This is a genomic window from uncultured Mucilaginibacter sp., from assembly GCF_903913935.1.
GTDB lineage: Bacteria > Bacteroidota > Bacteroidia > Sphingobacteriales > Sphingobacteriaceae > Mucilaginibacter.
In genome coordinates this window covers 1-13727 of the sequence record NZ_CAIWNH010000137.1, presented here as the reverse complement: position 1 = coordinate 13727, position 13727 = coordinate 1, and the positions used below count along the sequence as shown (strand labels likewise).

Here is a 13727-nt window from a genome sequence, read left to right as displayed (position 1 = left end):
TAACATTACAACTTTTCAACATTACAACCTTTCAACAGCTTAACCCAACTTAATCAACTAATATAAAAATGAAACTAAGGTATTCCATATTAACATTTCTCCTTTTTTGTACCGGTACTTTATTTGGGCAGGGTATAAAATTTACGGCATCGGTAAATAAAAATCCGGTGGCTACGGGAGATATTGTTGAGATTACCTTTGCAGTAAATGGGAATGCCGAGCGGTTTAGCCCGCCACAGTTTCCTGGTTTCCAGATTGCAGGTGGCCCAAATGAATCGCAAAGTATGGAAATTATTAACGGCAACTCGTCCGTGAGTATGTCTTACAGTTATGAGCTGATGGCTGTAAAAGAAGGTGACTTTACCATTGGCCCCGCCACAACTATTGTTAACGGACATAGTTATACAACAAATCCCATCAGGATAAAAGTTATAAAAGGCAGGTCCGTGCCGCAAAACAGTTCGACCCAAACACAAAGCGGCCCTGATAATAGCATTACCTCGGCTAAAACCTCCAACCTTGCAAAGTCAATATTTATTAAGGCCGTTGTTGATAAAAGCAGTGTATACCTGGGGCAGCAAATCACACTGAGTTACCGGCTATATGTACGTGGCGTAGGTATTGAACAAAATCAACCGGATGCGATCCCTGAATTGAATGGCTTTTGGAGTGAAGATATCAAGCACACGCAACAGCAGGTACAATGGCATACGGAAACTTATAAAGGAGAGCGTTACAATGTAGCCGATCTGAAGCAAATCATTTTGTTTCCGGAAAGGGAAGGCAATTTAACGATTGACCCTATGGGGATGAAGTTTGTATTGCGGGTGCAGGCGCCATCAGAAGATATAATGGACCAATTATTCGGCTCATATAAACAAGTTCCTTATACTACCAAAAGCGCACCGGTAACCATTCATGTGAAACCATTACCGCAAGCAGGGAAACCTGACAGTTTTGCCGGCGCCGTGGGGGAATTCCAAATAGAAAGTTCGGCCGATAAAACAACGCTTAAAGCTAACGATGCGCTTAACTATAAGGTTAAAATTTCGGGGCGGGGGAATATAAAGTTGCTGAAAACATTAAGTACCAATTTCCCGGCTGATTTTGACAAGTACGATCCAAAAATAACAGATTCGGTCACTGAAAATGAAAATGGAGTTGCAGGCGACCGCTATTATAATTACCTGCTGATCCCGAGGCACCAGGGCGATTATACTATTGACCCGCTTAAGTTTTCTTATTTTAATCCGGCTACCAACAGGTATGTAACGTTAACAACTAAAGCGTACCGCATAAAGGTTGATAAGGGCAATTCACAAAGTAACGTTACTGCCTTTTCGGATGGGGATAAACAGGATATAAAAATGCTGGATAAAGACATCAGGTATATCAAAACGGATGACAGCAGTTTGAGTAGCAGCGGTGATTTGTTTTTTGGCTCATTTGGATACTATATTTTATTGTTGCTGGGCCCATGTTTATGTTTTGCGGCCTATCTGTATCGTAAATGGCTTATCAAAAACAACAGTGACGTTGTTAAAGTAAAAAGCAGGCAGGCCGGTAAAATAGCTGCCAAACATTTGGCTAATGCCCAAAATCAATTGCAGGCCGGTAATGCAAAAGCATTTTACGAAGATGTGTTTAAGGGTTTGTATGGTTATTTAAGCGACAAGCTGAATATTCAATACGCCAACCTTAATAAAGAAACCATTGCCACGGCAATGAAGGAGAAAAAAGTAAGCAGCCGTTTACTTGATCAATTACAGGATACGCTTGATCTTTGCGAAATGGCACGGTATGCGCCGGTTACCCATATTTCTGAAAAGGAAGTATTTGAAAAGGCAAAAAGCATTATTAATGATATTGAAAATGAAATATAGTATGCTAAAGCGCTTGTTTTATTTACTGGTAATTGTTTTCCCGTTGCTATCTTTTGGCAATGATGATGCGGCTAAGCATTTTAAAAGAGCGAATGATTTGTATGCGAAATCTCAATATAAAGATGCGTTAATTACCTACCAGCAAATAATTGACGATAATCATCAATCAGCCGCAGTGTTTTTTAATATGGGAAATGCTGCATATAAAACCGGCGATATACCTTCAGCTTTGCTTTACTACGAAAAAGCCCATAAGCTTTCGCCTGGTGATGAAGATATTAAATTCAATCTGAAGTATGCCAATTTAAAAACTACGGATAAAATTGATGTTGCACCCGGGTTTTTTTTAAGCAAGTGGTGGCGGGCATTTATATTAAGTTTTTCGGTAAAGGTTTTATCCGTTTGGAGTATCCTTTTTGTTTTAGCGGCCTCGGGGTCTCTCGTACTTTACTTTTTCACTAATTCCGTTTCTGTAAAGAAAGCTTCTTTTTACAGTGCACTCGCTCTTTTCTTTTTAGGTGGTCTTTCAATTTTTATGGCGAACAGACAACTAAGCTATTTTGACGACCATAAACAGGCCATTGTTTTCAGCAATTCAGTAAATGTAAAAAGTGGCCCGGTTGATAAATCCCGAACTTTGTTTGTAATTCATGAAGGAACTAAAGTAAATATCATGGATACCAATAGTGGCTGGATGAAGGTGAGCCTGGCCAATGGTAATGAAGGCTGGATAAAGACGACCGACGTAAAAGAAATATAGGCAGCCGGGCATAGGCATTTAATATATTTTTAAGATAATGGGTTGTTGTTTTTGTAAACTCTAAAATTTCTATATTTTTAGAGCCAGTATGAAAGCAAAAAACGATAAAAAAACCATCTGGGCATGGTGCATGTTTGATTGGGCCAACCAATCCTACAATATGGTGATCACTACAACAATATTCCCAATATATTATGTTTATTTTACCACTAACCAGAAAACTCATTATGACAAAGTTTTCTTCTTCGGTCATCAATTTAAAAATACTGTACTGCAAAGTTACGTTTTGGGCTCGGCCTACTTGCTTATCGTATTGATGCTGCCCATATTAACATCTATTGCTGACTATAAGGGGAATAAAAAACGATATCTTCAATTTTTTACATGGATGGGCGCTCTTTCTTGTGCCGGTTTATTTTGGTTTAAACCGGTAGCCAATGGTGTTCCACCACTTGAACTTCCCCTAATATTCTATGGACTTGCTTGTATAGGATATTGTGGAGGATTTGTTTTTTATAATTCTTATCTCCCACAAATAGCAACTCTCGAAAAGCAAGACGATGTTAGTGCAAAAGGTTTTATGTATGGATATGTCGGAAGTTTGGTACTACAGTTGTTATGCTTACTAGTGATTCAAAAACCAACGTGGTTTGGTTTGATAAATGATGACCTGCCATCTCGAATTTCTTTTCTAATGGTATTTGTATGGTGGATGGGTTTTTCGATCATACCTTTTAGGCTTTTGCCAAAAGGAGAGCCTAATGCAGGCAAACATAATTATAACGTACTGACCGGTGGTTTTAAAGAACTTGCCAGGGTATTTAGAAAAGTGCGAACGATGCCTTTGTTAAAACGTTTTCTTTCTTCATTCTTCTTTTATTCAGTTGGCGTTCAAACCATAATGTTAGTTGCCGCTCAATTTGCGTCAAAAGAATTAAATATTGGAGAGGATACTCTTATTCCCATTATTTTGGTGATTCAAGTAGTTGGAGTTATAGGTGCATATGCTACTGCCAAATTATCTGACAAGTATGGTAATGTGAAAACGCTTGTTGGTTTAGTTTCTATTTGGACAGTGCTTTGCCTGCTTGTTTACTTCGTTTCAAATACACCTCAGTTTTTTGCGGCAGCAGTAGTTGTCGGGGCAGTTATGGGCGGGGTACAATCAATTTCACGTTCTACGTACTCCAAATACCTGCCGCCAAATATACCTGATACTGCTTCCTTTTTTAGTTTTTATGATGTTACTGAAAAATCGTCGATTGTAGTGGGCCTGTTTGTTTTCGGGCTTGTCGAGGCACTAAGCGGTAAAATGCGCAATTCTGCCCTTGTGTTAGACGGCTTTTTTGCAGTGGGTTTGGTGTTAATGATCGTTTTATTGGTTGCTGAAAACAAGTCAAAGAAACAGGCATTGGTTACGGCATAAATTTGGTTTTGATTGGAAAGTATTATTACTTTTGGTTGGATTTTATTTACCCCGAAAATCTTTCATCCCGATTATTTTAACCAATTAATAAACAATTATGAAACGAGTAAAATTATTATTTGCACTCCTGGCATTAACTTTTGTCAGCAGTTCAGTATTTGCGCAATTCACGCAAACACAACAGGTAGCCGAGTGGCAGCGTGCCAAAGCCTACACCAGGGCCTACCTTGATGCTATGCCAGAAGATGGTTACGGATTCAAGGCAACCCCTGAGATCCGGTCTTTTGCACAGCAAATGCTTCACCTGGCGGATGCCAATTATTATTTTGCGTCGTCGGCAAGCGGGGTAACCAGCCCAATGAAGGCGTCTGCAGAAAAAACAGTTGCCCAAACAAAAGAGGCGACTACAAAGGCTGTAATGGACAGTTATGATTTTGTGATCGCGTCACTGCAGGGGATGACAGGCGCACAACTGGATGAGATGGGAAGCGTCGAAGGGAAAACTATTTCAAAAGCAAATATTTTCGGTAAGGCATTTGAGCACCAGACCCACCACCGCGGGCAGTGCGTGATTTATCTGCGCCTGAAAGGCGTAACGCCTCCGGGTGAGATGTTGTTTTAAACACTCAAGGTTGTCTGTATTCTAAAAAAGCGATGGATTTCAAATCCATCGCTTTTTTAGTTTTATATTTAAGATAATGATGCTGCCGGAACTAATGTCGTGTCAACCATAAATCAGCAATCGTCAATCTACAAGTTCATTGAACGCAAAAAGCACAAAAAGGGTTTACAAAGGATTTACATATTTAAGGATTTTAATATTGTAAATATCTAATAATGAGTTATTTATGTGTTTACACATTAAAACAGGGTTTACACTATTTTACATAACACCCTCCGGTATTTTTAAGCTCTTCTGATAAAGCCTGAACGTCAATTTATGAATGACATGCAACTAGCTTAGATCAACTTTTTTCATTTTGGGTGAAAGCAAATGCATCAGCATCCAGGCAAGCAGGTATGCGCTGCCGCATATTAAAAAGATAATATTGTATCCGGTTACGATATGGCCGGCTTTTTTGCTGGCATCCAGAATATAACCGATAAACTGGGGGAAGAAAAAGCCTCCCAAAGCCCCGGCCATGCTACCGATGCCAACCACTGAACTTATTGCCCTTTTGGGGAAAACATCGGATGTAGTTGTGAAAATATTGGCGCTCCAGGCCTGGTGTGCCGCTGCAGCAAGGCCGATCAAGCCAACCGCCTGCCAGATATTTGTGCAGAAACGGGCTGATATTATCGGCACAACGCATAATGCAAAAAGGAGCATCGCTGTTTTGCGGGCTTTAAATACCGGCCAGCCTTTTTTTATCAGCCATGAGGATAGTTGTCCACCGCCGATGCTGCCAATGGTTGTTGCGGTATAAACAATTACCAGAGGAAGGCTGGGTTTGGTGAGGTCGATATGAAAAGTGCTTGAAAAATAAGAGGGAAGCCAGAAAAGGAAGAAATACCATATTGGGTCAGTCAGTAATTTTCCGATCACGAAGGTCCATGTTTGGCGGATACCTAACAATTCTATCCATTTAACTTTGTTTTCTTCGGTGGTATTGATATAAACTTCATCCAGATCACTTTGTATAAATTCATACTCATCTGCGCTTAATTTTTTATGTTTCGATGGTACTTCGTAAAAAATCAGCCAAAAAATCAACCAGATAAATCCGATGGCGCCGGTTATGATAAAGGCCATCTGCCAGCCATAAATGCCCAATATCCATGGAACAAGAATAGGGGCAACAACTGCGCCGATATTAGCGCCCGAATTAAAAATACCGGTAGCAAGGGCCCTTTCCTTTTTTGGAAACCATTCGGCAACTGTTTTAATAGCTGCCGGAAAATTGCCACCCTCGCCAATGCCCAAAGCGGACCGCGCCACACCAAAACCAAAAGTTGACCTTGCAATAGCATGTCCTATCGCTGCCAGGCTCCAAATTATCAATGAAAATGTATAACCGAGTTTAGTTCCAATCTTGTCGATTATGTTACCAAAAAGCACTAAACCTAACGCATAGGATGCAGTAAATGCCATTACGATATGGCTATAATCGGTTTCCGTCCAATGAAGTTGGGCTGATAAAGTGGGTTTTAATAAGCCGATAATTTGCCGGTCGAGGTAGTTGATGGTTGTTGCAAAAAATAGTAGCGCCACAATACCCCATCTGTAATTCCCCACCTTGTTTTGATTCATTATGCAGGTTTTTGATTGTGTAAAATTACATAGCCATTTTTATCAGCTCCAATGCCGTAATGGTATCAGTAACTAACTTGTCATATAGCCGGTTATCTAAAACCTCCCTGCTGATAAGTTTGCTGCCCATACCAACCGCGCTTACGCCGGAATGAAACCAGGCATTAATGTTTTCAGAAGTGAGTTCAACGCCGCCGGTAGGCATAAATAACTGCCCTGGAAATAATTCCTTAATTGAACTTACAAAGGCCGGGCCCAGTATGTTTGCCGGGAATATTTTGATCAGTTCGGCGCCGTGTTTCTGTGCAGCATAAATCTCAGTAGGGGTCATACAGCCCGGGATCCACAATAATTTGTGTTTGTGAGCAGCTTTGGCTACTTCGCCGTTTACGATAGGCGATACGATGAAATCAGCCCCGGCATCAATGAATGTTTCTGCTTCGGATACGTTTTTTATCGTCCCTATGCCTAAATACAAATCAGCCATTTCTTTATCAACGGCTTTTCGTAATACTTTAAAATTATCTAATGCCTGTTTACCCCTGTTGGTATATTCAAATACCCTGACGCCGGCTTTATACAAAGAACGGGTGATTTGCAGGCTTACTTCCGGGTCTTCATAAAAAAATAAAGGCAGCATTCCTTGTGTGAGGATGCTGTTCAGAACCGCTTTTTTTATTTTCATGGCAGGTTATTTAATTGCTTTTTTTATTTCGGCGACAGTACGGGTTGTCGCATCTCCCTTTATAAACAACTTTTCAAATGCGGCAGCGGTAGCGTAATTAAGTATTTCCGGCATGTCAAGTTGATTATAAAAGCCATAAATCAGTCCGGCCATAAAACAATCGCCGCTGCCAGCTTTATCCATCACCGCCGCGGTTTCGTATTCGCCGGAATTATACAATTGGTTATCGATATACAAAGTTGAATAATATTTTATATCATTTGTAGCATCGAACCTAAAAGTATTTGCTACCGCCTTACATTTTGGATATTGTTGCAAAATAGCTTCGGAGGTTCTTAATGATTCTTTTAAGTAGGTGCTTTTTTGCCCTGATTCATGGATGTTCGGTATTACTTCGATACCTAGCATTGTTTCGGCCGCCCAAATATTACCCATTATCAAATCACAGTGTTTTACGAGATCGGGCATTACCTGTGTAGGCGAATTGCCATATTGCCATAATTTAGACCGGTAATTCAAATCAACAGAAATGGTTATCCCTTTTTTTTCAGCAGCTTCCAGCGCCTCTTTACAGACATTGGCTACATTTTGCCCTATTGCCGGACATATGGCACTGAAGTGAAACCAGGTAACTCCCTGCAAAACTTTATCCCAATCAATAACGCCTGTCTTTAAATTCGCAAAGGCGGACCCTGCACGATCATAAATTAACGCATTGTGTTTAAGGTCTTGCCCGGTGGTTAAAAAATAAAGGCCGACACGCCCATCCCCATAATGGATAGGAGCGGTGTCTATTCCTTTTTTATCCAGGTAAGTTACTATTTGTGCTGATAAGCCATTTGCCGGTAAGGCTGTAAAATATTTCACAGGTACAGCCCATAAGGCAAGCGCGTTGGCTACATTCAGTTCCGCGCCGCCAATAAAAAAGGGGAGTTGGTTGTTGGTTAGCCATTCCCCTCTGGTATCCGGGCAAAGGCGGATGAGTAGTTCGCCAAATGAAAGTATAGAACCTTTTTTTTCTTGTTTTAACAGTGCGCTCATTTTACCTGATCAAAGCCGAAATATTTTTTTGCATTATAATAACTTATATCCTGGACGATCTTTCCTGTCCATTCCAGGTCATTGGGCAATTCGCCGTTTTCGATATCATTTCCCAGGAGGTTGCACAATATCCTTCTGAAATATTCGTGCCTGGGAAATGATAAAAAGCTGCGTGAATCGGTAAGCATGCCTACCATGCGGCTTAAAAGGCCCATATTTGAGAGCGCATTCAATTGTTTGATCATGCCATCCTTTTGATCCAAAAACCACCAGGCCGAGCCAAACTGCATCTTCCCTGCGATTGAGCCGTCGTTAAAGTTCCCGGCCATGGTTGCAAATAACTCGTTGTCGCCGGGATTAAGGTTATAGAGGATAGTTTTTGTTAGTTTGTTTTCGGCCTGCATCCTGTTTAGGAATTTTGACAGGGATCTTCCCTGCGCAAAATCGCCGATAGAATCAAAGCCGGTATCGGGGCCAATCTCCGTTAATGCCCTGGTATTATTATTTCTTAAAGCTCCCAGGTGGTATTGCTGGGTCCAGTCTTTTTCGTGGTCCCAAACTGCAAAATGGTACAACATTGCCGATTTGAATTTAACAGCTTCGTCATGGGCTAATTCTTTTTCGGCTAATATTTTAAGAAAAATTGTTCTGATCTCCTGTTCTGTATAATTGGCTGAATAAAACTGCTCAAGCCCATGATCGGATATGCAACAACCATTTGCCGCAAAGTAATGGTGACGCTGTTTTAAAGCCTCAAGATAAGTATCAAAATCGCAGATATCAGTACCAATTATGGTTTCAAGCTGATGAATATAACGGGAAAGTGTTTCAACATTATCGGCCTGCATGGCTTTATCCGGCCTGAATGCAGGTAAAACCTTTACACTGTAGCCTTCTTTCTTTATTTTTTGATGGTGTGCCAAACTATCAACAGGGTCATCTGTAGTGCAGATAACTTCGACATTCCGGTTTTTGATGATGTTTTTAACGCTGTACTCAGGCGACTGTAATTTTTCAGTGCATTCATCATATATTTTTTTGGCTGTTTGCGGCGACAATATGTCGTGGATATCAAAGTACCGCTGTAATTCAAGATGTGTCCAGTGATATAGTGGATTACGCAACGTATAGGGAACTGTTGCCGCCCATGCCTCAAACTTTTCCCTGTCAGTTTTATCACCCGTAATGTAAGCTTCGTTTATGCCATTGGCGCGCATAGCCCGCCATTTGTAATGATCGCCATAAAGCCAGACACGTGTAAGGTTTTCAAAATTTATGTCACTGGCAATCTGGTCGGGGGGCAGGTGGCAGTGGTAGTCGATAATGGGCAACCCTGCAGCATAATCATGATATAAGCGCCGGGCCGTTTTGGTGTCAAGTAGAAAATCTTCGTCTAAAAAAGCTTTCATTTAAAAAATTCTATACCAGTAAATCAAAATTTGGCCGGTTTAATTAGTTTTTAATTTTCGGAAGCAATATACTTTATATGTTATATATTATAACAACGTATTAGTTAATTTACAAAATTATTGAGTGTAGGGCTATAAAGCTGATAATTCATTATTACCTAACACCTTTTTGGAGTAATGTTGTTGTTTGAAATGCAAAACATTATTAAGTTATGGAAAAGCATATCGTTAAAGTCTTAAAAACTGAATTTGTAACACACAACGTAAAAAGATTTACAATGGAAAAACCCGGTGGATATAATTTTACACCAGGCCAGGCTACAGATGTATCTATTAATAAACCCGGGCTCGAAAATGAACTTCGGCCGTTTACTTTTACTTGCCTTAACAGTGATGACCACCTTGAGTTTACCATTAAAATTTATAAGGGGCATAATGGCATTACTGAAAAATTATTTAATATTAACGAGGGTGATGAGTTGATACTGCATGAAGTATTTGGCGCCATAAACTACCAGGGAGCCGGCCTTTTTATTGCCGGCGGAGCAGGCATAACACCTTTTATATCTATCCTTCGCCAACTGAAAAAGAATGGTAAACTTGACGATAATATTTTACTTTTTGCTAATCATACGGAAGATGATATCATTATAAAAGATGAACTCGACGAGATGCTGGGTAATAATCACGTTGATTTTATTGCAAAGCCTTTATCAGGTAAGCAGGGCAAACGCATTGATAGGGCTGCTCTTAAACAATACTTGACCCCGAAAATAAATTACTGCTATATCTGTGGTCCGGATCAATTTGTAGTACAAATTAAAAGCAATTTATTGGAACTGGGTGTTGCAGCAGACAGGATAGTTGTGGAGCAATAGTTGACAATGGACCCCACCTTCATTATTAAATAAACGAACTGCTGCTTTTGTCAAGGAACAGCACGGCATTTGGGTGTTTGCGCAAAATAGTTGATGGATATTCTTCAATAATGTCGCAATATAAGGTGTTATAAACTGCATTAGCCTTGTTTTTTCCTGGTACTACGCAATAAATATATTTGCCCGCCATTAACGCGGGGATAGTTAAAGTAATTGCGTATGCGGGCACGCTGCTAAGTTCAGCAAAACAGCCATCGTTCACCTGTTGCTGACGGCATGCTGCATCCAGCTTTACAATTTTTACCATAGATTGGTCGTTGAAATAAGCCACATGCGGGTCATTAAAAGCAAGGTGACCGTTTTCGCCGATGCCCAAACAAACAATATCAGCCGGAAATTGGGCTAAAAGTTTAGTATAGCGTTTGCATTCAGCTCCGATATCAGAAGCATTACCGTTAATAAAGTTAACCGTGCGGAACGGCAAGAGTTTGAAGATTTTGTTATTGAGGAACGCAGCAAATGAACGGGTATCTTGTTGGGGTAATTCGATATATTCATCCATATGAAAAGCGTTTACGCGCCGCCAGTCTACATTGGCGGATTCAACCAATGCATCTAAAAATTCATTTTGAGAGGGTGCTGCTGCAAAAATTATATTTACGTACTCCTGTTGCGTTAACAGGTGATTTATTTTTGCGCATACCATCAAAGCAGCCTCCGCCCCAAGCAGCATCCTGGTCTTATGGATCTTAATGATCAGGTTATCAACTACCTGCAGTTTCATGATCAACTAACGTTTTTCTATACACAACTCTTCCTTTTACGATGGTTATATCAACATTTACACTGTCATCAAAAATCACAATATCCGCATCCATTCCGGCAGCTAATGTCCCCTTTTTATTCTCAATTTTCATAATTTTCGCCGGAGTTGTTGTAGCCATTTTAACAGCCTCGGGTAAAGGTACACCGGCCATCGTTACCATGTTGTGCACCAGTCGATTGGTTGTTGCAACGCTGCCGGCAAAGGCGCTCCGGTCGGGGAGTTTAGCTACACCATCTTCCACAATTACTTTTAAACCATTTTTTAAACTGCCCAAAATACTTTCTCCTTCGGGCATTCCGGCGGCCCGCATGGCATCTGTTACCAGTGCAGTTTTGCCCGCGCCTTTTATTTTGTAAACCAGTTTCAATAGGGGAGGCGGTAAATGTATACCATCAGCTATAATCTCCACGTCCATTTCATCAAGTATAAACGCACTTTCAACCACCCCGGCGAACCTGAACGCGTTGCGCCGCGTAACGCCTGACATACCCGAATAAAGATGCGTTGCCAGCGAATAGCCGTTTTCAACAGCGATCAAAACTTCCTCATAAATGGCATCGGTATGTGCAATAGACGCCAAAACTCCCTTTGATGTTACATATTTCCCAAATTCAATTGCGCCGTTCAATTCGGGGGCGGCGCTCCATCGTTTGATAACTGAGGTGTTACTTAAAATTTCCGTGTATTCTTCAGGGTCAGGATCGCGGATATACCTTGGGTCTTGCGCGCCGCACTGTTTAACCGAAAAATATGGCCCCTCAAGGTGCATCCCTATAAATTGCGAACCATTTACATTTTGTTTATCAGCTATTTCGTATATCCTCAGCGTTTCCAGTAATTCTTCTTTACTGCTGGTGAGTGTGGTTGGCAACATGGCGGTTGTTCCGTACCGGGCATGTGTATTGGCGATGGCCAGAAAAGCCCCGACGGTATTATCCATAAAATCGTGCCCGCCGCCGCCATGTATATGAATATCAATAAAACCAGGTGAAATATATTTTCCGCAAGCATCAATTTCCAGCGCATCCGGAGCATCAATATTCTGATCACTAATGGCTGTTATAATACCCTCAGCCATCAAAATACAGCCATTGTCAACAATGCCCGTTGGTGTTATGAGCTTTCCGTTAAATATTTTTAAACGCTGGTCCACAATGGTATATTAAAATTACTTATTACCTGATAAACGGTCGTACAAAAGTTTAAGTCTTATACTTCTTAATTCGTTCTCTTCCAACAGCTCAGCCGGATAAAGGAAGTTTTTGTTGAGCTGCGAAAAATGAAGGTCTAATAGTGTTTCATTTATCATCAGGTTTTTCAATTGATCTAATACTGCGGGTTTTTGCAGTGCGGTAAACTCCGGTGAGTTAACAGCTTGCAAAATATAATGGAATTCAAGATAGTTTACCCTGATGCCGCCCATCAGCCTGTAATGCTCAAATTCATCGTTGTTTTTTGCGGGTTGAAGATCGTATAGGGTTTCCAAAGACGCCTTGGCACTATCAAGCAATTGTTTTACCGATAAGGGTAAACCGGATTCGACCTCACCGTGAGTAATTGCAAAAGGGCTGGCTTTTAAAGCTTTCCAAAACCTTGCCGACTCTTCCGCATTGAAACCATATTGTTCTTTACAGTAGGCGGTTATAAAATCATCAATATCAAGCGGTTTCACCGATTTTATACTTTCGGCGTAGGCAGCTAGCAATATATTAAACCCGCTTAGGGGATAAACGTGCCTGATCGCATATTCTTCCGTCAATTCGTTTTCTGATTCGAAAACCTGTGCGTATTGGCCTGATGTTGACCAGGAAGTCATCACAATACCTTTGTACCCTAATTTGGCTGCTTCAGGCACAAAATCGCGGATGTTTTTAAAATGTTTTTCCCATTGGGTTAAAAAATAATTATCCGGCGACGACCTTAGCGCAGGCGCGCCCCAAATTTCATAGCCGCTTTGCATTAACTTTTTATGATCGCCGAAGTTGTTCAGGCCCCAGCCATAATTCCAATCGATAAATACAGTGCCCTTAGGCAGTAATTTGATAGCTTCGGGATATTTTAAAGCGATATCGGCCCAAAGTACCGGAGTTTTGCCGAGGTTCATCACTATATTGCACAGCATCCGGATGTAGTTGATATACAGTTTTGATTTCCCCTCTTTGGCAACCATCAAACGGCATCTTTCGTCGTGGCCGAGTAAATAGGTTTCATCGCCACCAATATGGATATATTTTGACTTGTGGGTTGATGCAAGTTCCGTGTACAGATCAGTAAATAACGCGCTGTCCTGCCGGGTTTGCAGCGGACAAACCTGCGAGAAATCTTTTTGATCTTCACGAAGCTCTTTATACCTGTCGTTCCTTAAAATGTATTCAATGTGTCCGAAACTTTGCTGCAAAGGGATCACATCTATACCCAAATCACTACAATATTTTATAAATGAAGTTATCTCCTGTTTTGAATAGACATACCTGTTTGGGATCAGCGGGTGTTTTTCAAAAGGATAAGTACCTTCCCACTCCATAATAAGGGTATTAACGCCATATCCGTGCAACTTTACAGCGAAAG

General features: G+C 40.9%; 12 protein-coding genes. 5 read left to right on the top strand and 7 right to left on the bottom strand.

Going from position 1 to position 13727, the window contains the following annotated elements; all coding sequences use genetic code 11:
* The first annotated feature begins 68 nt into the window (after positions 1-68).
* From QZY09_RS05270 to QZY09_RS05255, 4 genes are all read left to right on the top strand, one after another.
* Entirely contained in the window at positions 69-1883 is a 1815-nt protein-coding gene (locus QZY09_RS05270; protein ID WP_295669142.1) for a BatD family protein, read from the top strand.
* Entirely contained in the window at positions 1873-2643 is a 771-nt protein-coding gene (locus QZY09_RS05265; protein WP_295669139.1) for a tetratricopeptide repeat protein, read from the top strand. Before QZY09_RS05270 ends, QZY09_RS05265 begins: the two co-directional genes overlap by 11 nt.
* A gap of 88 nt (positions 2644-2731) precedes the next feature.
* Positions 2732-4069, top strand: a complete 1338-nt coding sequence (locus QZY09_RS05260; RefSeq protein ID WP_295669137.1) for an MFS transporter — start codon at positions 2732-2734, stop codon at positions 4067-4069.
* 97 nt (positions 4070-4166) lie between these two features.
* The gene (locus tag QZY09_RS05255) at positions 4167-4691 is read left to right on the top strand and encodes a DinB family protein (RefSeq protein WP_295669134.1); all 525 of its coding nucleotides are present in this window, start codon (positions 4167-4169) and stop codon (positions 4689-4691) included.
* Positions 4692-5024: 333 nt separating this feature from the next.
* Here the strand turns inward: QZY09_RS05255 and QZY09_RS05250 are convergent, their stop codons facing one another.
* From QZY09_RS05250 to uxaC, 4 genes are read right to left on the bottom strand one after another with little or no spacing between them, the layout of a single operon-like run.
* Entirely contained in the window at positions 5025-6320 is a 1296-nt protein-coding gene (locus QZY09_RS05250) for an MFS transporter (protein ID WP_295669131.1), read from the bottom strand.
* A gap of 25 nt (positions 6321-6345) precedes the next feature.
* Positions 6346-7005 carry a bifunctional 4-hydroxy-2-oxoglutarate aldolase/2-dehydro-3-deoxy-phosphogluconate aldolase gene (locus tag QZY09_RS05245; RefSeq protein ID WP_295669128.1) on the bottom strand — a complete coding sequence of 220 codons (660 nt, stop codon included), beginning with the start codon at positions 7003-7005 and terminating at the stop codon, positions 6346-6348.
* 6 nt (positions 7006-7011) lie between these two features.
* Positions 7012-8046, bottom strand: a complete 1035-nt coding sequence (locus QZY09_RS05240) for a sugar kinase (protein ID WP_295669125.1) — start codon at positions 8044-8046, stop codon at positions 7012-7014.
* Complete coding sequence (uxaC, locus tag QZY09_RS05235; protein WP_295669122.1) at positions 8043-9455, bottom strand: glucuronate isomerase; 1413 nt, start codon at positions 9453-9455, stop codon at positions 8043-8045. Before uxaC ends, QZY09_RS05240 begins: the two co-directional genes overlap by 4 nt.
* A gap of 212 nt (positions 9456-9667) precedes the next feature.
* On the opposite strand from uxaC, the gene QZY09_RS05230 reads away from it, so the two are divergent.
* Entirely contained in the window at positions 9668-10333 is a 666-nt protein-coding gene (locus QZY09_RS05230) for an FAD-binding oxidoreductase (protein WP_295669118.1), read from the top strand.
* A gap of 25 nt (positions 10334-10358) precedes the next feature.
* Here the strand turns inward: QZY09_RS05230 and QZY09_RS05225 are convergent, their stop codons facing one another.
* The 3 genes from QZY09_RS05225 to QZY09_RS05215 all read right to left on the bottom strand — a co-directional run.
* A complete protein-coding gene (locus tag QZY09_RS05225; RefSeq protein WP_295669115.1) occupies positions 10359-11117 on the bottom strand; it encodes a 6-phosphogluconolactonase in 759 nt (252 codons plus the stop codon).
* A complete protein-coding gene (gene nagA, locus QZY09_RS05220; RefSeq protein WP_295669144.1) occupies positions 11098-12315 on the bottom strand; it encodes an N-acetylglucosamine-6-phosphate deacetylase in 1218 nt (405 codons plus the stop codon). The genes QZY09_RS05225 and nagA overlap by 20 nt, the downstream gene beginning before the upstream one ends.
* A gap of 12 nt (positions 12316-12327) precedes the next feature.
* A partial coding sequence (locus QZY09_RS05215) for a family 20 glycosylhydrolase (RefSeq protein ID WP_295669113.1) occupies positions 12328-13727 on the bottom strand: 1400 nt, incomplete at its 5' end.